The sequence below is a fragment of the Acinetobacter sp. genome, from assembly GCF_045628685.1.
In the GTDB taxonomy this organism is placed as follows: domain Bacteria; phylum Pseudomonadota; class Gammaproteobacteria; order Pseudomonadales; family Moraxellaceae; genus Acinetobacter.
In genome coordinates, this window is the sequence record NZ_JAZQPV010000059.1 from 1 (window position 1) to 19540 (window position 19540).

Here is a 19540-nt window from a genome sequence, read left to right on the forward strand (position 1 = left end):
GGCAACAATTTCAGTAAATTATTGTGAATTTGAGCTGTGCAGAGGATTTAAGATATTCAAAATCACTTGAACAGGATCTTCACTATTTCCGGCAAGCAATTTCTTATGCATGGTGATGTGCTGCATCGTCTGGATTTGTGCAGTTTCAACATTCATCAGTTTTTCAATTTCAGCGGCTAAATTTTCCGGTGTTGCATCTTTTTGAATCAGTTCCCGAATGATTTTTTTACCCGCAATAATATTCGGTAAGGAATAATAAGGAATCTTGATCAGGAATTTGATCACCACATAGCTCAGCCAATTTAATTTATAAAATGTCACCATCGGACGATGCAATAACATTGCCTCGAGAGTCGCCGTTCCTGACGCCAAAGCCACAATATTGGAGGCATTCATGACCTGACGACCAATTTTAGAGTCTGTATCGGTATTTTCTAGCAAATATACTTTCGCGACAAAATCAGCAGGATATTGTTTTAGTAAGGCTTCAATCTGCTGCTTGCGTGCATCATTAATCGCAGGGATTAAAAAGACATATTCTGAGTGCTTTTGGCTAATGATTTGTGCTGCATCCAGCACCAATGGCCCCAGTCTTTCAATTTCACCACGGCGGCTGCCCGGTAAAAGTGCAATATGCTTTTGTTCAAGATTTAAACCCAGTTCTTGCTTGGCTTCAATCAGTGGATTTGTGAGCGGTAGTTGACTTGCCAATGGATGCCCTACAAAAGCAGCAGGCACATCAAATTGCTTATAAAAGGCTTTTTCAAACGGAAATAAACACAGTACTAAATCAATACTGGCTTTAATGCCATGTACCCGTCCCTGACGCCATGCCCAAACAGAAGGACTGACATATTGCACGGTTTTAATCGGCAGATTATACTGTTTCAAACTTTTAGATAAACGTAAATTAAAGTCTGGTGCATCAATCCCCACAAACACATCGACAGGATCTTTTGTCCAGGTCTCCACCAATCCATCACGGACTGCAAACAGCTTTTTAATATCTTTTAAAACTTCCACAATTCCCATAACCGATAAAATATCCATCGGATAATAGCTTTTAAAACCTTCTGCAATCATTTGCGGACCACCAATACCTTCAAATTCGGCATCAATTCCTTGCTCACGAAAACGGCGGATGAGTTTAGCGCCTAGTGTATCTCCAGACACTTCTCCGACCACGATACCGATTTTAAGCTTCCGATTTTGCAAGTGTTTATCCTCAAATTTTTTAAAGTTTAACATAGCTGATGTTTCAGATTAATCATGAAAGCGCTGCAAAGCCATTTTTTCTCATTAGAAATGAGGCCTTATACTCCCGCCCAATAAAGCCTAGGGTCTATTTCTTTTTTTAGAATAAGTAAATCAATAATCAAGACAACGACTTATATGTAAAAGTCATAACATATGCACGTTTTTTGATATTTGGCATATATAACCATGTTTGGACCATTCGAATTTATATTAGCAGGTGTTTTGGTCGGGTTCTGCGTTGGGATAACAGGGGTTGGTGGAGGTTCATTAATGACTCCCATCCTGATTACCCTGTTTAGAATCGAGCCACACATTGCCATTGGAACAGACTTGCTTTATGCCGCAATTTCAAAATTCTGCGGGTCTTTGGTTCACGCAAAAAAAATGAATATTGTCTGGCCGATTGTCCTTTGGCTTGCGGTGGGAAGTATTCCCGCTTCGCTTGCAACCCATTGGGTTTTAGATAATTACCTCAGTCAATCAGATAGCTATAAAGCTGTATTAACTATGGTTTTGGGCTTTATGTTAACCCTTACCGGTATTTCCATCGTGTTCCGCAGCCACATTGAACGCTTCTTTAACAAGATGCGTCAAGATGTTCCTGTGGATATGACTCAAGACTTAGAAAAAGTGAACCTGCAAGCAAAAGACAAACGTGCCTATATTGTGATTATGGGTATTGTACTAGGTGTGTTTGTCACTCTTTCTTCAGTCGGTGCAGGCGCATTTGGAATTATGGCGCTTGTGCTGATGTTTCAGAATTTACCCATGATTCGCATTATCGGTTCCGATGTGGTTCATGCCGTGCTTTTGACTTTAGTCGCAGGGCTTGGACACATGAGCTCGGGTAATGTAGATTTACACTTACTCGGATGGTTGCTGGTCGGTTCAATTCCTGCCATCGTGGTCGGAACTCTAATCAGTTCCCGCCTGCCAGAAAAACTGATCCGCAAGATTCTCGGTATTACCCTATTCGCATTAGGCATGAATTTCATGCTTCATCCGGTAAAAGCGAAACCAGTTAAAAAACCAGAAGTAGCACAAGTGATCAGTCTTGAAAAATCGGCACAAATTTAATTTGACTATACGATTCATCAATTTTTTTTGACCTATATATTGATCTTTTTTATAACATTATCAACATACATTCGTGTTATATTCAGGCTACTAAAAAAACTTTTGTATGATCTAACCAGTGACGGCAATGAATACACTACAGTCAAATCCTATTACACAATCTGACATCGATGACGTGAATGTACAAAGCATTCAGCCTCTTGTAACTCCTGCTGAATTAAAAAAAGAGTTGCCTCTGACTGAACATGCTTATCAAACGGTCCTGAAAGGTCGTGAAACCATTCGCAATATTCTAGATGGTAAAGACAAGCGTCTATTTGTGGTGATTGGTCCTTGTTCAATTCACGACACGGTTGCTGCACATGAATATGCCGATCGTTTAAAAGTTTTAAGCGAAAAAGTTAAAGACACTCTTTACATCGTAATGCGCGTTTATTTTGAAAAACCGCGCACCACGGTAGGCTGGAAAGGTTTAATTAATGACCCTGACATGAATGACTCTTTCAATATCGAAAAAGGCCTTCGTATTGGTCGTCAGCTTTTGGTTGAACTGAATGAAAAAGGATTACCGTGTGCCACTGAAGCACTCGATCCTAACTCGCCACAGTATTATCAAGATCTGATTTCATGGTCAGCCATTGGTGCACGTACCACCGAAAGTCAGACGCACCGTGAAATGTCTTCAGGTTTATCATCACCTGTAGGTTTTAAAAATGGTACAGATGGCGGCTTAACGGTTGCGACCAATGCCATGCAATCGGTTAAACATGGTCATAGCTTCCTCGGTCTAAATGATCAAGGCCAAGTGTCTGTCATTCGTACTTCAGGTAACCCTTATGCACACGTGGTCCTTCGTGGGGGCAATGGCAAACCGAACTATGATTCAGGTTCTGTTGCAGAAGCTGAAAATGCTTTAGCCAAAGCCAAAGTCAGCAACAAGATCATGATTGATGCCAGTCATGCCAATTCAAACAAAGACCCGTACTTGCAACCGCTTGTATTGAAAAACATCACAGAACAGATTCTGGATGGCAACAAGTCAATTGTAGGCCTGATGGTTGAAAGTCACCTTAAAGGTGGTCGTCAAGATATTCCGGAAAATCTGGATGAGCTTGAATATGGCAAATCAGTGACTGATGGCTGTATCGATTGGGAAACCACTGAAAAAGCCCTGCTGGATATGCATGAGGCACTCAAAGACGTTTTGTCAAATCGTTAAGAGATTTCAAACGCCATCTAGATAGATGGCGTTTCTTGTTTAACCCTAGGAAAAATTTTATCTTATGAATGAAATTGAAAATGCATTAAGCCACATCGAGAATTTCCAGTTTATTCACGAGCACCTATTCACCTCAGCTCAGCCCACTGCTGAACAGTTGCAACTGATTAAAGAATACGGTGTAACCACGATTGTGAATATGGGATTGTCTGATGCAGAGCAGCATTTAGATCATGAAGATAAGATTTGTTTAGATTTAGGCCTAAATTATATTCAATTCCCGATTTCTGCAGAAACCCCGTCTGATGATCAATGTTTACTGATTCTAGACATACTGGCGCATTTAGTACAAGAAAAAATGGTCTGGGTGCATTGCAGCAAGAACTATCATGTCAGTAGTTTGATGTATTTATATCGTCAATACTATATGGATATGGACATGCCTATGGCGCAAGAGCTGATGCACAGCATTTGGGAACCGAATGAAACCTGGACTGGTCTGATTCATGCAGTAGCTCTACAACTGCAGGGTCGCAAAGCCACTCAAGAACTACAACAGTCGTTGATTCATCCCGATCATTTTGGCTGATGTGAAATCAACACCGTTGCCATCGATAGAATCCCTTCCTGACGCCCGGTAAAACCTAATTTTTCTGTGGTGGTTGCCTTCACGCTAATTTGATTCACTTCTACATTCAGAACATCTGCAATACTCTGGCGCATTTCCAGATTATGTTTCGCCAGTTTTGGACGTTCACACGCGACTGTAATATCGGCATTATTCAGCACATAACCACGGTCTAAAATTAACTGATAGACATGCTTCAGCAAAACACGGCTATCTGCACCTTTAAATTTTGCGTCGGTATCTGGAAAATGCTGCCCGATATCGCCCAAAGCCAAAGCCCCTAACAATGCATCACATAGCGCGTGCAATACCACATCGCCATCCGAATGTGCCTTTAAACCTTGAGTATGCGGAATTTTAATTCCTGCCAAAGTGACAAAATCACCTTCTTCAAAGGCGTGTACATCCATTCCCTGACCAATTCGAATTTGTGCGACCACTTTGAGCATCCTTAAGAAATAAATGATTGAGAGGTTGTATTCACGCTTTCTATTTCGCTATAGTTACATCAGCGCAACATAGTGAAATTATAAGCGATCATGCTGGTGAATACCGAAATTAATCTCATTAAAACATTAGGCACATTATTCAGTATTGGCTGTTTGTGCTCAACTCTGGCTCACGCCCAAAAAATTGACTGTTCTAGTCCGAATACGTCGTCAATGAAATATATTTGCGCCGAAAATCTTGCTGAGTTGCGGGAAAAATTGTCCAATCACTATACCACTGCTTTTTTAGTCAGTGATGCCCCAGTTCACTTATTAGAAGATACCCAGACTTTATGGTTTAAGCGCTTACAACAATGTAAAAGTCTGCACTGTTATAAGCAACAATTTGAATTGCGTATTGATCAACTTAATTTTTATACCTCTTTAAATCAGAGTTTAACCAGTCATTATTTAAAATTTGAAAATGGGAAAATTGCCAGTCATCCCGTACATTTACAAGTTCACCAACTCACCAAAGATAGAATTAAAATTGAAGGCATTGCCTACCGTAACCCCAACAATAAATTAGAAACACAAAGCATTCCGTTCTTAGCCTATACAACGCCTGAGCAGAAAAGTGAAATTACTGATAACGAACATGATTGCAAATATCAGTTCGATTTTAATAAAGCGATTCTATCGGTGAAAACAGACCAGAAAGGCTGTGAGCGTTTTGTTGGTGTATACCGGATTTATGATTAATTGCTTAATTTGATTCTTAAAAAAGTATCCCGCCAACGGATGATCATTCGATTCAGAAAACTGCGATTGAAACGGCTATCAACCTTGTAGCTGCTGAACATTCACAACCTTTTGGCTTTGGTGTGGATGTATATAAAGTATTAGATAAAATTTTCATGATGACTATGATTTATCACGACGAGAAAATTGTTACTCTAAAATGCTCTCCCCAGGAATCTGAGATGCTGCGTGATCTCTATCCATCAATTCGTCCAGGATACCACATGAATAAAAAGCACTGGATTACGATTTATCCGGGTAAAGAAATGACGGTCGAATTGGTGCAAGATTTAGTCACAGCCTCATATGAATTGGTAGTCAGTAAATTACCTAAACACCAGAAAAAAGTTTAGACGTTACAAAATAAAAAGTACCAAACCAAAACTGCATGTTTTTTAATTGTTTAAACTGGATGTTGTGAAGCGACTTGCTGACTAATCATCACTGCTGTCGCTGCAGATAAGGTCCAGCCTAAATGACCATGCCCGGTATTATAAAAAATTCGCTCCCGCTTTCCGCGGCGTACAATGGGCATCATATTCGGCATCATCGGACGCAACCCTGCCCAAGGCACCGCATTTTCGGTACTGATATTAAAATTCTTGTTGACCCAATCTATCAAGGGCTGAATTCGGTCTGCACGAATATCCCGGTTATAACCATTAAATTCAGCCGTCCCTGCAACGCGTAAACGGCCTGCACCCAAACGTGAAGTCACAATTTTAGAACTTTCATCCAGCAGGCTGACCCATGGTGCATTTTTGATGCTGTCCTCATCATTTAAATCCAGCGTAATCGAGTAACCCTTGACTGGATATATATTGACTCGATCGCCCAGTAAATTTGCCAAGTGATAACTTCCCACTCCCCCACAAACCACCACAGCATCTGCTTCCAAGGATTCAACTGTCGCTGTATCTAACAGCATATTTTCATTACTGGCATGGTAAAGCACAGTGACGCCATTGGCATGATGTTTTACATTAGTCACTTCCATACCGAACATATATTTCACACCATATTTTTCAGATGCTTCGGCGAGCCCTTTGGTAAATTTATGAATATCGCCTGTGGCATCTCCAGGACAATAAAAACCGCCATAATATTTACCCCTCAAACTCGGCTCTATACCTTTAATTTCATCCGGTGTAATGGCAATACGCTCTAATCCTCCATTAATCAGCAAAGTATTCACTCGAGTCGCCACGTCATAATCTAGTTTGCTATGGTAAAAATGCAGAATGCCCCGCTTTTCCAAATCAAACTGAATATTCTCCTGTTCAGCAACAGCAAATAAATGCTCACGGGCCAATAATGCCATTTTCACGGTATCTCGAGTATTGGCTTCGTAATGTTTAATATTGCCAATAAATTCCATTAACCAGCCATATTTATGCAGGTCAAATGAAGGGTTGAGTAACAACGGTGCATTTTTATTTGACATCCACCTGATACCTTTTAATACTGTGGCTTTTTGATTCCAGACTTCTGCATTACAGGCCGAAATCTGTCCGCCATTGGCAAACGAGGTTTCCATGGCAGGATATAAATGTTTATCCATGACCGTGACTTTATAACCCAATTTTGCCAGCTCATAGGCAGAAGTAACACCGGTAATTCCCGATCCAATCACAACGATATGACACATACGACACTCCCTGGAAATGTGTAACATTTCTTCTGAGCCCCATCTGTCATTTATACCTGAGAGCTTCGATCAGGACGTTAAAAACTTAACGCTGACCATCCCCTTCGGTGAGCATATTGAATATGCTTCTCTCCAGATTTTTGAAATTATTACAGTCCTTTTGCCTGAAAGTTTCCGGGGTCGTTGCTCCTTCGGCGTGTTCACAGAAGAACACCTCTCCTGCAATAATTGCTTATATTAATATGAGCAAATTTTGTACCATTCGCGAGCATTAAATTCATTTATTTGTTAAACACTGTTATTACAATAAAAATAAATATATTTTTCAATTATTTAAAATTAAATCAATTGAGTTAGATGATTAAGCTTAGGCTATTTTCTAGTTAGTCTGTACAGTATGAGCGTTTTATATACTTCCCTTAAGAGATGGACTTGGACATATGCTGTAATTGTAGATCAATCAAAGGTTGCCCTACGTTTGCATGAATCGGATAAGACTCGATACATGCTGTTTTTGAATAGCCGCATCTTTCATAATATTGAATCAGCTCTATTCTGGCATCGAGTACAAACATTTCATAGCTGATTAAGGTTGGAAAAATTGCGAATGCTTTTTGTTCAGCATATGCTAAAACTTGCTTCCCAATGCCCTGATTTTGCCAATCCGAAGCTACACAGAAAGTGCCTATTTCTACGCTACTATGTTGAAAGGCTAAACCGACACATGCCACTAAAGCAGATTCTGAATGTTCAACTATTTCGGCAACAAATAAAGAGAAATTCTGCTGGTTTAGACTCTCCAATAACTGCTGATGATTGATTCGATCTCCAGTCACAATATCCTGCTCGCTGGTCCAACTTGAACCTGTATTGGTGCGATAAGCCTGATTAATCAAAGCAACAAGGCTTTCAACATCACTGGCATTTGCCAGTCTATATTTTAAGGGCTGCATTATTTTTCTAAAAAATTTAATTGAAAGAAAATTACCACAAAGCATCATCAAACAAAATTCTATCTATAAAAAAACCAGACTTAAAGTCTGGTTTTTTTATCATTAAAGCTCGTAGCCTTAACTCATTAAACTCAAGCTTAAATTGGTGCAAACGGCGCAACCACATCCGCATTTTGTGCACGATGACGCATGAAGTGATCCATCAACACAATTGCAAACATCGCTTCAGCGATTGGAGTCGCACGAACGCCTACACATGGGTCATGACGGCCTTTGGTCAGTACGTCCGTATCTTCACGAGCAATATTAATGGTTTTACCCGGTGTGGTAATACTTGCAGTTGGTTTCAGTGCAATCGCCACACGAATGGTTTGACCACTCGAAATACCCCCCAGAATCCCACCGGCATGATTGGCAAGGAAACCATCTGTCGTGAGTTCATCACGCGATTCATGACCAAACTGTTCTGCAACCGCAAAACCATCACCAATTTCAACGCCTTTAACCGCATTGATACTCATCATGGCATGTGCAATATCAGCATCTAGTCGGTCAAAAACCGGCTCTCCCCAACCTACAGGCACATTCTCTGCAAGAATCTCAAGCTTTGCACCACAGCTTGTGCCTTGCTCACGAAGGGAAGTCACTAAAGCTTCAAAACGTGGAACAGCATCTACATCGCCACAGAAAAATGGATTGTTTGGAACTTCATTCCAATCCAGTGTATGGGCTTTTTCTGTACCAATCTGTGTTACATGACCTCGAATATTAATACCGAACTTTTCAGCCAGATATTTCTTCGCAATTGCACCAGCCGCCACACGCATTGCAGTTTCACGCGCACTTGAACGACCGCCGCCACGGTAATCACGGAAACCATACTTTTGGGTATAGGTATAATCGGCGTGACCCGGACGGAAAGTCTGTGCAATGTTGCCATAATCTTTCGATTTTTGGTCGGTATTACGAATTAATAAACCAATGGAGGTACCGGTGGTTTTACCTTCAAATACACCAGAAATAATTTCGACTTCATCCGGTTCTTTACGCTGTGTAGCGAATTTAGAAGTGCCTGGTTTACGGCGGTCCAAATCTTTTTGTAAATCTGCTTCAGTCAGTTCGATCCCAGGCGGCACACCATCGACAATTGCCATCAGGCCAACGCCATGAGATTCACCACAAGTCGTTACACGGAACAGTTGTCCAATACTATTACCTGCCATGTTCACAACTCCTTATGCTTGAACAGATTGTACAAATAAATCACGGTATTTACGGCATTGCTCTGCTGTTAAAGCAAAAACACCCGAACCACCTTTTTGGAAAGTTAACCAATGGAAATCAACTGTATTAAAGTTTTGCTTCATTGCCCATTCAGAATTGCCCACTTCAATGACAATCAAGCCATTTTCAGTCAAATAATCCGCAGCTTGCGCCAGCATTTTACGAACCAGATCCAAACCGTCTTGACCTGCAGCAAGTGCAAGTTCTGGTTCATGCAAGAACTCCGCTGGTAAATCAGCCATATCTTCTGCATCGACATATGGAGGATTGGAAATGATTAAATCATATTGATTTTCAGCAGGAATTTTTGCGAACAAATCTGATTCCATCAATGCAACCTGATATTGCATATTGTGATGTTCAGCGTTAATCGATGCCACTTCTAAAGCTTCTTTAGAAATATCGGTTGCATCCACTTCAGATTCAGGGAATGCATAAGCCAAAGCAATCGCGATACAACCCGAACCGGTACACATATCTAGAATACGACGTGGTGTTTGCGGATGAGCATTTTCAGGAAGATTGTTTAATGCTTCACGCATTAAGCCATTTTCATCTAGGCAGTACGGTGCAAACCGTTGATTAATCAATTCGGCAATCGGTGAACGTGGAATAAGCACGCGTTCATCAACGTAATAAGGTTTGTCGCAGAAATAAGCAAGATTCAATAAATATGAAGTGGGCACTTTTTCATTGATACGACGTTCAAGCAAACTGATAAATTCAGCTTTTTCACTTGGCAGTAATTTCGCATCTAGAATTTCCGGATTCGCACTCCAGTCCAATGCCAATGTTTGCAATACCAAAGCTGAGCTTTCTGCAAAAAAGTCTTCTGTCCCTTGACCTAAGTGTGCATCGTATTGACGTAAGGCTGAAACACCAAAACGGATAAAATCACGAATGGTTGTTAGGTTTTCAGCGGCTTCCTGTAAATGTTCAGGGCTAATAGTCAGTTGATCCACTTAAGGCGTCTCCAAGGTCAATTTTTTAAAGCGCCTTATGATACCTTGTTTTAGCCGTTTTTTATAATGTTTCAACCAGTTTCAAAACAATTATCTATAGGGGAATTGCTTGGTTTGATAATAATAAGCGCGCTCCATTGTCATTTCTAATACACATCTTGCTTGTTGAAGTTCTATCGATGCAGAGCTCACATTGTAATAGCATTGCTGATTAAGACGGTTAACCCAGAGTTGATGTTGCTGCTTAATATTACTTAGATGATCACTACTATTTTTTAAATATTTCTTATAGTTTTTATTGAGGATTTTTCCCTGCGTTTTTAATTCCTTATCCACACATTTTTTAACTGTTGCAGCTTGGCCATAAGATATATTTAGACATTTGTTATATTCGTCAGAATATCCTTGTGCTAAAACTGAATTTGAACCTAAAGCAGCCACGCTAAAAATCACTGCTGGTACAAATCGCATAACGGTCCCCTGTCTTAAATGACTCATTTTTAAATACTCTTATTGTGTTTATTGAGGGATACTACAACAATCATGTGTAAATTCCTATAACACGGCAGTTCAAGTCTAAATCCGACAAAAACTTCCTTACACATTCAGGTTGAATCTGCAACAAATGCCCTTATATAGTTTTCATTCTTTTTTCTAAATATTTATTGTTATGAGCTACAAACACAATAATTTAATGGCAATGCGCCAAAACTATTGGAATGACACAGATTCAGCCCAGGTTGAAAGCGAGAAACAGTTCTTTCAGCAAACTTTGATTGAACACGATATCTACACCGACCCATCAGAAGATGATGCCAAATATCTGTTCTTTAGTTTACCTAGTATTATCATCGTTAAAGGTTATGCGCTGGGTTTTAGGCATGACAGCGTTCAAGCCATGATTTTTAAACATATTCAAGATAATAGAAGCATCTTGAAGCAAAAGAGTGACATTAAGATTCAATTTCGTATGTAAATATCTATACAACATATCTCACAATTTTCCATACTCTACCCCCGTCAAAGGCTCTTCAATAGAGTGGTCAACAATTGAGTTCACTAATGTAAAAGTATCCTCAGTTTATAAGACTTAAACTTTTTATTAAAAATAAATTAAATATTAAGCATATTAATGTGCTCTAGAGCAGGTTGAACTTTTTTAATACGTGAATACACGGTAATATCCGCTACAATAAATTATTCTGCGACTTGCTGATTAAAGGATTTTGTTTAATGTCAGATCAGAACGATAAGCTTAAACAACTCAAAACTTCCTCTATGGATCGACGCTTATCTATCGCTAAAGCCTCATTACTAGCAGGAACGCGTTGGGCCGCCTCGAGTGCGACCACCATGTTTTCCAGTGAAGCGGATAAAGAAAAGAAACGTAAAAAAGCCACGAAAGAACAGGCGGATTATCTTGTTTCTGAAATTGGAAAATTAAAAGGTTCTATCGTTAAGATCGGGCAAATGATGGCACTTTATGGTGAACATTTTTTACCTGAAGAAATTACTCAAGCGCTAAATACTTTAAATAATCAAACCATCGCCCTTGCATGGCCCGCAATTAAAGAACATTTACAACAACAATTGGGTGCCAAGCTCGATGATTTGACTATTGATCATGAACCACTTGGCACAGCATCTTTAGCGCAAGTCCATCGCGCCACGCGTAAATCAGATGGTTTGGAAATTGTTCTTAAAATTCAATATCCAGGTGTAGCGGCTGCCATTGATTCAGATATGAGCCTGTTTAAAAATATGCTTAAATTAACCCGCATGGTGCCACAAACGCGTGAATTTGATCAATGGTTTGATGAAGTTCGTGAAATGATGCATCGTGAAGTCAATTATGGTATTGAAGCTGCAACGACACGTCGTTTTGCCGAGCGTTTAAAAGATGATCCACGCTATATCGTCCCACAAATTGTGGATGATTACTGTACCGATCAAATTCTGTGCATGACCTTTGAGCGTGGGGTGCCGATCAATAGCCCTGTCATGCTGTCTCTGCCTCAAGAGCGTCGTAATCAAATCGGTGAAGCATCACTCGAGATTGCAGTACGTGAAATTTTTGAATGGGGTGAAATGCAGACCGATCCAAATTTTGGTAATTATTTGGTTCTTTTAGGCAATAATGAAGACAGCCAGGATAAAATTGTCCTGTTAGATTTTGGGGCCATCCGCCAGTTTGATGATCACTTGCTGAGTGTTGCACGCAATTTAATTCAGGCAGGTTATCATCACGATATTGATGAAATGGTTCGTGCAATGACCGGCTATGAATTTTTTGATTCAATTCCACAAAGCATCAAGCCAGATATGGCCAAAGTATTTTTACTCGCCACTGAGGCCTTCAGCACCACAGCAAATAATCCTGACCTGCCTGAAGGTGTCATGGATGAGCAACAACGCTATGATTGGAAAAAAAGCCAATTGCATAGTCGCGTAATGCAACGTGCATCTAAATCAATGGCATCGCGTTATTTCAGTGTTCCACCGAAAGAATTTATGTTTATTAGCCGTAAGTTCATTGGTGCCTATACCTTTATGACTGTGATCGATGCAAAAACCAATGTGCGAAAAATGGTCGAAAAATTTTTATAATTGATTCGGACTAGAGTGACTTTATTGTCACTCTAGTCAACCTCATCTTTTTTATCCGCACTCACAATCATTAAAAATAAATATTATTCAATCATTTAATAAATTTAAAATTCACTTTAAACCGTTCATCCAAGTCGATTTTAATTGTCAGTCATGACATAGTCTTTTTCAAATTTGCATGTCAGCATAAAAGTATAAAGAATTAAAAATCGATGGACGATAATAATGACCAATAGGGTAAACAGAGCACAAGGATTTGGGCTATCACTGATCACTAAAATTTCCGGCAGCGATGTGCTTGATCAACTCAAACTACGTAAGTTTCTTGAAAAATCTTTATATCAAAGTTCAAAAATAGGTTTTCAGACATTAACCAAAACCCAAAAAGTATTTAAAGCTAATTCCAACGTTAGCAAACAACGCCTTCCCAATCAACACAAGTCACTATTTGATTTAAGCCTGACTGAAGAACAGCAGATGACCTGTGATGCGATGGATCAATTTGCATCAGAAGTGCTTTATCCCTTAGCGGCTGAAGCAGACAATAATGAAAAATTCCCCGCAGCACTTTGGCAATATGCTACCGACTTAGGACTGAATGACTATGCTCTTCCCGAAGCTCTGGGTGGAGTGGCAACTGAAAAAAATATTCTAAGCAACATCCTCATTGCTGAACATTTGGCCAAAGGTGATTTCACCTTAACAGCAGGCTTACTTTCAACATTTAGTGTGATTAATGCAATTACCCAATGGGGTTCTGAAAAAGTTCAGTCCACCTATTTAGCCAGCTTCACAAATGATCCCGATATTCACGCTACATTTGCCGTACAAGAAGCAACTCCTGCATTTAACCCCTTTAACCTAAAGACCAAAGCAATTTCAACCCATGGAAAATACACCCTTCAGGGTGAAAAAACTTTAGTGCTATTAGGTGAAACTGCCGATTTATTTCTGGTCAATGCTGAACTGAATGGCTCACCCGAAGTTTTTATTGTAAAACGCGATAGCAGTATTACCGCAAAGAAAAGCTCAGCAATGGGCCTAAAATCTGCAGAAACCGTAACATTACACTTCAATAATAGTCCTGCTGAATTATTAGGTGATGATGACTTTAATTACACTACTTTCTTGGATTTGGGCAATTTAATGTGGTGCGCAATGGCGGTCGGCACCTGTGAAGCCGTAAAAGCTTACTGTATTCAATATGCCAATGAACGGACTGCTTTTGGTGAACCAATCTCACATCGTCAAAGTGTGGCTTTCATGATTGCAGATATGGCAATTGAAATTGATGCCATGCGCATGCTTATCTTAAATGCTGCAAGTCTTGCAGAAGCTGGTCAACTTTTTCATCGTGAAGCCTATTTAGCACGTTTACTCTGCGCAGAAAAATCCATGAAAATTGGAACAGATGGGGTGCAAATTCTGGGTGGCCATGGATTTACCAAGGAACACCCGGTGGAGCGCTGGTATCGTGATTTACGTGCTACAGCGATCTTACATTCAGGTTTACATGCTTAATCTATAAAAATAAGGAATCAAGCAGATGAATTTACAAAATCCTAAAAAGTTTAAGCTGTTGATCGATCAGGCTCGTGAATCTGCTTTAAATGTACTTCGCCCCATTTCCCGTAAATATGATAAAGCCGAACACAGATATCCCAAAGAACTGGATATGTTCGCCTCAATCATTGATGGCATGAATGATGGTGGCGAAGGCATGAATGCAGGTGCAGCGGTTGGAAAACGTGGTGATATCGAAACTGGGAATAAAAATGGCGTCAATATATCTACCGTACTCGGCGTAATTGAGATGTGCTATGGAGATACCGGCTTATTGCTCAGTATGCCCCGTCAGGGTTTGGGTAATTCTGCCATTGCAGCAGTAGCAAATGACGAACAATTGGAACGCTTTAAAGGCACCTGGGCAGCTATGGCCATCACTGAACCCAATTGCGGTTCAGACTCGGCAGCGATTCGAACCACTGCAATCAAAGATGGCGATCATTACATCTTAAATGGTGAGAAGATCTTTGTGACCTCGGGTGAACGTGCCGATGCTGTTGTTGTTTGGGCAACTTTAGATAAAAAACTCGGAAGAGCTGCAATTAAATCATTTGTAGTTCCTAACGGCACCGCAGGAATGAAAGTGGAACGCCTTGAACATAAACTGGGAATCAAAGCATCTGATACTGCCGTGATCCGTTTTATTGAATGTCGCATACCTGCCGAAAATCTACTCGGCCATGCTGAAATTGATGTTGCCAAAGGTTTCGCAGGCATAATGGAGACTTTTGACAATACTCGCCCTTTGGTTGCAGCAATGGCAGTCGGTTGTGCAAAAGCATCTTTGGAAAGAATTAAGGAAATTTTCAAAGATCAATTAGATGAAAATTACACGACTCCTTATTTACAGAACTCTTATATTGCAGCACAAATTTACCGTATGGAAGCGGAATGGGAAGCAGCCCGCTTACTCACCATGAAAGCAGCCTGGATGGCAGATAATAAAAAGCCCAACTCACGTGAAGCTTCTATTTCCAAAGCCAAAGCAGGACGAATATGTAATGAAATCACCCTAAAGTGCGTAGAGCTTGCTGCAAGCGTTGGTTATAACGAAGATGAATTATTAGAAAAATGGGCTCGTGATTCAAAAATTCTCGATATTTTCGAAGGCACCCAACAAATTCAGCAACTCATTATTGCACGCCGAGAATTAGGTAAAAGTTCAAGTGAATTAAAATAAGTTGTATATGTATATTAAACATATAAAGACCTTATAAGAGATGGATTTTTATCACATATAGGGTTATAAAAATCTCTCTCTTTTTCTTTCTATATATTTAAGCTTATGTATCAAGTTAGACCTATTCAAGCACAAGATAATGCTGAGATTGCACATATCATTCGCGAAGTTTCCAAAGAATTTGGACTTGCACCTGAATCAGGTTTTGCTGTAGCCGACCCCATTTTAGATGATTTATACACGGTTTATCATCAACCTAATGCCCAGTATTGGGTTATTGAAAATCAGCAGGGTGAAGTTTTGGGTGGTGGTGGTTTATCGCCTTTAAAAGGTGATCATACTATTCTGGAAATTCAAAAAATGTATTTTTTACCAGAAATACGTGGTCTAGGATTTGCAAAGCAGCTTTTGGAAAAAGCTTTTCAGTTTACCTTACAGCAGAGTTTTCAATCTTGTTATCTAGAAACCACCAGAGAACTTTGGCAAGCCGTCAAACTCTATGAAAAATTAGGTTTTGAGTATTTAAATCAACCCAAAGGTAATACGGGTCATAGTCATGCTTGTGAAATCTGGATGGAGAAACGATTATAATTTCTCTACCTTTAAAAAGGGTTTTAGAATTTAAAAATCATGTTTTTAATTTGAGATTTTTTTGTATTTTTCCTTTTATCTCTATCTCCATGTCAGTATTTGCTTACACAAAAAGTATTTATTAACGGCTATGCTAAAACCAGTATGCTCCCTAATATAAAAAAATCAGGAAGCAGGATGTTTCCATAATAAAAATAATAAACGATATAAGCAGGACGCATAAAGTAAAACAGGAGTTATATCTTGTATCTAATCCGAATAAGCCCTATCACCGTGATGGGGCTTATTTTTGTCAAGAATTTTTCAAACCTTAACAAGAATAAGCCAAAATCTGTACAGCTTCATTATTTCAGCTTGCTAATGTTGAACTTTCAATAAGTAATTCAGGATCACTAAAATGACTAAGAAAGCCTTATTTATTACTTCAAATGTGGGCGTAGAACAGGATGAACTCATTAAACCATCTGAATATTTACAATCAAAAGGAATTGAAGTGATTCTTGCCGCAGAAGAACAACAGGATGTTCAAACTGTTAAAGGTGATAAGGAACATGCAACCGCTTATACGCCGCAAACTACTTTATCTAAAGTCTCTCCAGAGGATTACGATATTTTGGTCATTCCTGGAGGAACGGTAAATGCAGATACCCTTCGATTAAATAAGGATGCTCACAAAATTATTCAGCACTTTACAGATAATGCTAAACCGATTGCTGCCATCTGCCACGGACCTTGGGTATTAATTAATGCTGAAAGAATTAAAGATAAAAATTTAACCTCTTATAAAAGTATAAAATTGGATTTAGAAAATGCTGGTGCTCACTGGGTTGATGAAGAAGTTCATCGTTGCAATACCAATAATTGGCCATTAATCACATCACGCAACCCTGATGATATTCCTGCTTTTAACCAGGCCATTGTGGAAGAATTGAGTCATTAACTAAATTTTTAAATGAATAGTCCCATTAGTCTAATGGGACACTTTAATATAATGTTAAAAACATTATATTATGTTGATATTTCCTGTCCAAAAAAATAGCGAGAAAGTAGAATTCAATCGCCAAACCAAATCCATTCCTCACTATGCCTCGTACAATGCTGACTGACCAACATTGGTTAAAGCTGAAATCTATTGTCCATACTTTGAGGATTTATCTCAAACAAAATCTTAGAAACTTTATTAAGCTATTCTTTACCGGATTCGAACAGGATGTCTGTGGCGGAATTACCAGAAATCTTTGCTAAATCAAACATGATTGTTAAGAAGCTCTTCAGAGTTTAAAGATTATAAGTCTATAAAAATAAATAAATTATTATCAGATTAGATAGATTTTGATTGGTTATTTATTGAGGTACGCCATGTTCAGGTACATCATCATGAAACAGGCATTAAAATCAGATTGTTTCTAAAAGTATGGGTGGAAACAGCTCTAAAATTCACTTAGCTGTAGAGGCTAATAACAAGCCTATTCAATTTATTATGTGATGGGATAGCTCATGAGGTGAAAATTGCACCAGATTTAGTTGATCGTTTAGACTTAAATTGCTCTGAAATAGTAGGTACGGATAAAGGTTATGAATTTAAATCCCTTATTACGAAAAAAATAAGAAACACTCAAACTAATGCGAATATTCCACGGAAATGTAATTCAAAATTCAGTAGCAATGAGAACATGGATTAATATTTATATAAATCATAGATTCAGTTAAAAATACTTTTGCTCGGTTAAAAGCAGTTTAGAGAGATTGAAATACTTTATGGCAACTAAAGCAAAGCTATACAAACGTAGTTGCTTTAACTTGTTCTCTTTATTTGGCTATCATGATGAAATATCAATAGGCCTTAAATAATGAATGATTAATTTATAAAAAATACGTCACAAATCGTTTGAATGATACTAGACATTGACTATTGACACTTTCTATACAGGCCACTAGCATATCTGCAATAAAATTGTATTTGGGTTTCTAACCTTGTTCATTACGCGTCATTTATCTAATTTGAATTCAAAATTTTCCAAACTTCATTTCTTTAATTTTAAATCAACAGCTCTCATTATTACAGCTCTAGCTTTTACCGGGTGTACCTCCTTTGGCGGGAGTTCGGTGGCTAAGCGATCTGCCAAACTATCCAATGGTATACAAAAAGCATATTCAGTTACACCTGATACGGCAAATCGTGTATCTCCCATGATTATCCAAAGTGCTGATAAATATGCGGTTGATCCATTACTGCTAGCTGCTATGATTCGACAAGAATCAAGTTATAAGAATTATGCCATTTCACCAGCGGGTGCTGTTGGACTCACGCAGGTGATCCCACGGTACTGGCAACAAACATGTCCAGGCGATCTCACTGATGAATATCATAATATTAATTGTGGCACGTATATTCTAGCCACCTATAACAATAAAGCAGGAAGTTGGCCTAAAGCGCTTGCCTACTACAATGTTGGCCCTACAGGCTACAACTCCAGTTCTAAGATGAAAAAACAAGGTAAAAAGTATGCACGGCAAGTTAAACAACATCACAATACTTTAAAAAGTATTTTATAAGTCAACCGGAATTCTCCTGTCTAACGGATAGGAGACTATATTCAGTATTCCCTTGTTACAATTATAGATTCTAAGTAAACCTCGAAAAATACAATAAGATTCCACTCCATGCTGGTAAATAAAAATCTTCCATAACGTTTGTCCGCAAAATTAACGCCACCTCTCTTACGAATATCATCAGGTGTAAATAGCCAGCTTGAAGTTTATATATCAATTGAGTTTATCGGTTGTAGCTCATATTAATCATGCTCTATTAAAAATTCTACTCCTATGACCCGAGGTATTCTCTATACTACAAGCCATAATAAACATAGTGATCGTTGATATGATCATGTAATATAATATCAGATTCACCATCTATTTGTTCCATTTTGCAATGACTACATTTTCTAGATTTTGAGTAGAATTTTTGACCATTACATTGCTTTATGTTGCTGCGTTTTTTTCAAAACGTATTTTAAGAATATTTAAAAGATGGACTGTTTGCTCTAAAGTTAATTACTTCTCGAGTTGCATCTTTTATTTTCTTATTCTTTTTTTATTTTAAATATTTTGCATTTTTTCACTGACTACAAGTCTGAAACCAATAAACAATTGTGCAAATAATATCTTTTTATTTTCTTTTTTACCTTTATTTCCACGCATAAAAAAACCCCCTCTGCCTGTGGCGGAGGGGGTTTTGGAATTAATGAGCTGGCGATGACTTACTCTCACATGGGTAACCCCACACTACCATCAGCGCAAAGAGGTTTCACTTCTGAGTTCGGGAAGGGATCAGGTGGT

The 19540-nt window shown here is 38.8% G+C and carries 19 protein-coding genes, 1 rRNA gene, 2 pseudogenes and 1 riboswitch; of the genes and pseudogenes, 13 read left to right on the forward strand and 9 right to left on the reverse strand.

Annotation, left to right across the window (positions count from 1 at the left end):
- Positions 1 to 18 precede the first annotated feature (18 nt).
- The gene (lpxB, locus tag ACKI4H_RS08685; protein WP_407305132.1) at positions 19 to 1215 is read right to left on the reverse strand and encodes a lipid-A-disaccharide synthase; all 1197 of its coding nucleotides are present in this window, start codon (positions 1213 to 1215) and stop codon (positions 19 to 21) included.
- A 228-nt stretch (positions 1216 to 1443) separates the two neighbouring features.
- Here lpxB and ACKI4H_RS08690 point away from each other — a divergent pair, with 228 nt between their 5' ends.
- The 3 genes from ACKI4H_RS08690 (at position 1444) to ACKI4H_RS08700 (ending at position 4142) form a co-directional block, all read left to right on the forward strand.
- Positions 1444 to 2334 carry a sulfite exporter TauE/SafE family protein gene (locus ACKI4H_RS08690; protein WP_407305133.1) on the forward strand — a complete coding sequence of 297 codons (891 nt, stop codon included), beginning with the start codon at positions 1444 to 1446 and terminating at the stop codon, positions 2332 to 2334.
- Between the two features lie 127 nt (positions 2335 to 2461).
- Positions 2462 to 3553, forward strand: coding sequence for a 3-deoxy-7-phosphoheptulonate synthase (locus ACKI4H_RS08695; RefSeq protein ID WP_407305134.1), 1092 nt, complete (start codon positions 2462 to 2464; stop codon positions 3551 to 3553).
- Between the two features lie 64 nt (positions 3554 to 3617).
- A complete protein-coding gene (locus tag ACKI4H_RS08700; RefSeq protein ID WP_407305135.1) occupies positions 3618 to 4142 on the forward strand; it encodes a protein tyrosine phosphatase family protein in 525 nt (174 codons plus the stop codon).
- Here ACKI4H_RS08700 and ispF read toward each other — a convergent pair.
- A complete protein-coding gene (gene ispF, locus ACKI4H_RS08705) occupies positions 4130 to 4621 on the reverse strand; it encodes a 2-C-methyl-D-erythritol 2,4-cyclodiphosphate synthase (RefSeq protein WP_131386391.1) in 492 nt (163 codons plus the stop codon). The two genes, ACKI4H_RS08700 and ispF, sit on opposite strands and share 13 nt — an antisense overlap.
- Positions 4622 to 4720: 99 nt before the next feature.
- Here ispF and ACKI4H_RS08710 point away from each other — a divergent pair, with 99 nt between their 5' ends.
- Together ACKI4H_RS08710 and ACKI4H_RS08715 are read left to right on the forward strand one after the other, a co-directional pair.
- Positions 4721 to 5371, forward strand: coding sequence for a hypothetical protein (locus ACKI4H_RS08710; RefSeq protein ID WP_407305137.1), 651 nt, complete (start codon positions 4721 to 4723; stop codon positions 5369 to 5371).
- A gap of 77 nt (positions 5372 to 5448) precedes the next feature.
- Positions 5449 to 5763, forward strand: coding sequence for an MmcQ/YjbR family DNA-binding protein (locus tag ACKI4H_RS08715; RefSeq protein WP_407305151.1), 315 nt, complete (start codon positions 5449 to 5451; stop codon positions 5761 to 5763).
- 50 nt (positions 5764 to 5813) lie between these two features.
- Here ACKI4H_RS08715 and ACKI4H_RS08720 read toward each other — a convergent pair whose 3' ends face one another.
- The 5 genes from ACKI4H_RS08720 to ACKI4H_RS08740 all read right to left on the reverse strand — a co-directional run bounded on the left by ACKI4H_RS08720 (position 5814) and on the right by ACKI4H_RS08740 (position 10728).
- The gene (locus ACKI4H_RS08720; RefSeq protein ID WP_407305138.1) at positions 5814 to 7058 is read right to left on the reverse strand and encodes a D-amino acid dehydrogenase; all 1245 of its coding nucleotides are present in this window, start codon (positions 7056 to 7058) and stop codon (positions 5814 to 5816) included.
- 142 nt (positions 7059 to 7200) lie between these two features.
- Positions 7201 to 7290, reverse strand: a riboswitch (glycine riboswitch).
- Between the two features lie 187 nt (positions 7291 to 7477).
- A complete protein-coding gene (locus ACKI4H_RS08725) occupies positions 7478 to 8011 on the reverse strand; it encodes a GNAT family N-acetyltransferase (RefSeq protein WP_131269445.1) in 534 nt (177 codons plus the stop codon).
- Positions 8012 to 8148: 137 nt separating this feature from the next.
- Positions 8149 to 9234 carry a chorismate synthase gene (gene aroC / locus ACKI4H_RS08730; protein WP_407305140.1) on the reverse strand — a complete coding sequence of 362 codons (1086 nt, stop codon included), beginning with the start codon at positions 9232 to 9234 and terminating at the stop codon, positions 8149 to 8151.
- Positions 9235 to 9246: 12 nt separating this feature from the next.
- Positions 9247 to 10257, reverse strand: coding sequence for a 50S ribosomal protein L3 N(5)-glutamine methyltransferase (gene prmB / locus ACKI4H_RS08735; RefSeq protein ID WP_407305141.1), 1011 nt, complete (start codon positions 10255 to 10257; stop codon positions 9247 to 9249).
- Positions 10258 to 10347: 90 nt separating this feature from the next.
- Entirely contained in the window at positions 10348 to 10728 is a 381-nt protein-coding gene (locus ACKI4H_RS08740; RefSeq protein ID WP_407305142.1) for a lysozyme inhibitor LprI family protein, read from the reverse strand.
- A 199-nt stretch (positions 10729 to 10927) separates the two neighbouring features.
- Between ACKI4H_RS08740 and ACKI4H_RS08745 the strand changes: the two genes are divergently transcribed.
- The 8 genes and pseudogenes from ACKI4H_RS08745 (at position 10928) to ACKI4H_RS08780 (ending at position 18757) form a co-directional block, all read left to right on the forward strand.
- Positions 10928 to 11233 (forward strand): hypothetical protein, encoded by a 306-nt coding sequence (locus ACKI4H_RS08745; RefSeq protein ID WP_407305143.1) that lies wholly within the window; start codon positions 10928 to 10930, stop codon positions 11231 to 11233.
- A 257-nt stretch (positions 11234 to 11490) separates the two neighbouring features.
- Positions 11491 to 12864 carry an ABC1 kinase family protein gene (locus ACKI4H_RS08750; protein WP_407305144.1) on the forward strand — a complete coding sequence of 458 codons (1374 nt, stop codon included), beginning with the start codon at positions 11491 to 11493 and terminating at the stop codon, positions 12862 to 12864.
- Between the two features lie 225 nt (positions 12865 to 13089).
- The gene (locus tag ACKI4H_RS08755) at positions 13090 to 14385 is read left to right on the forward strand and encodes an acyl-CoA dehydrogenase family protein (protein ID WP_407305145.1); all 1296 of its coding nucleotides are present in this window, start codon (positions 13090 to 13092) and stop codon (positions 14383 to 14385) included.
- Between the two features lie 25 nt (positions 14386 to 14410).
- Positions 14411 to 15610 (forward strand): acyl-CoA dehydrogenase family protein, encoded by a 1200-nt coding sequence (locus tag ACKI4H_RS08760; protein WP_407305146.1) that lies wholly within the window; start codon positions 14411 to 14413, stop codon positions 15608 to 15610.
- Positions 15611 to 15715: 105 nt separating this feature from the next.
- Positions 15716 to 16201, forward strand: a complete 486-nt coding sequence (locus ACKI4H_RS08765) for a GNAT family N-acetyltransferase (protein ID WP_407305148.1) — start codon at positions 15716 to 15718, stop codon at positions 16199 to 16201.
- 397 nt (positions 16202 to 16598) lie between these two features.
- Complete coding sequence (locus tag ACKI4H_RS08770; protein WP_407305150.1) at positions 16599 to 17141, forward strand: type 1 glutamine amidotransferase domain-containing protein; 543 nt, start codon at positions 16599 to 16601, stop codon at positions 17139 to 17141.
- A gap of 143 nt (positions 17142 to 17284) precedes the next feature.
- A pseudogene (locus tag ACKI4H_RS08775) lies at positions 17285 to 18027 on the forward strand (IS5 family transposase).
- 175 nt (positions 18028 to 18202) lie between these two features.
- Entirely contained in the window at positions 18203 to 18757 is a 555-nt protein-coding gene (locus ACKI4H_RS08780) for a lytic transglycosylase domain-containing protein (RefSeq protein WP_407305152.1), read from the forward strand.
- Between the two features lie 41 nt (positions 18758 to 18798).
- Here ACKI4H_RS08780 and ACKI4H_RS08785 read toward each other — a convergent pair.
- A pseudogene (locus tag ACKI4H_RS08785) lies at positions 18799 to 18948 on the reverse strand (hypothetical protein); the annotation flags it as partial.
- Between the two features lie 500 nt (positions 18949 to 19448).
- Positions 19449 to 19540: ribosomal RNA gene (gene rrf / locus ACKI4H_RS08790) — 5S ribosomal RNA — on the reverse strand; the annotation flags it as partial.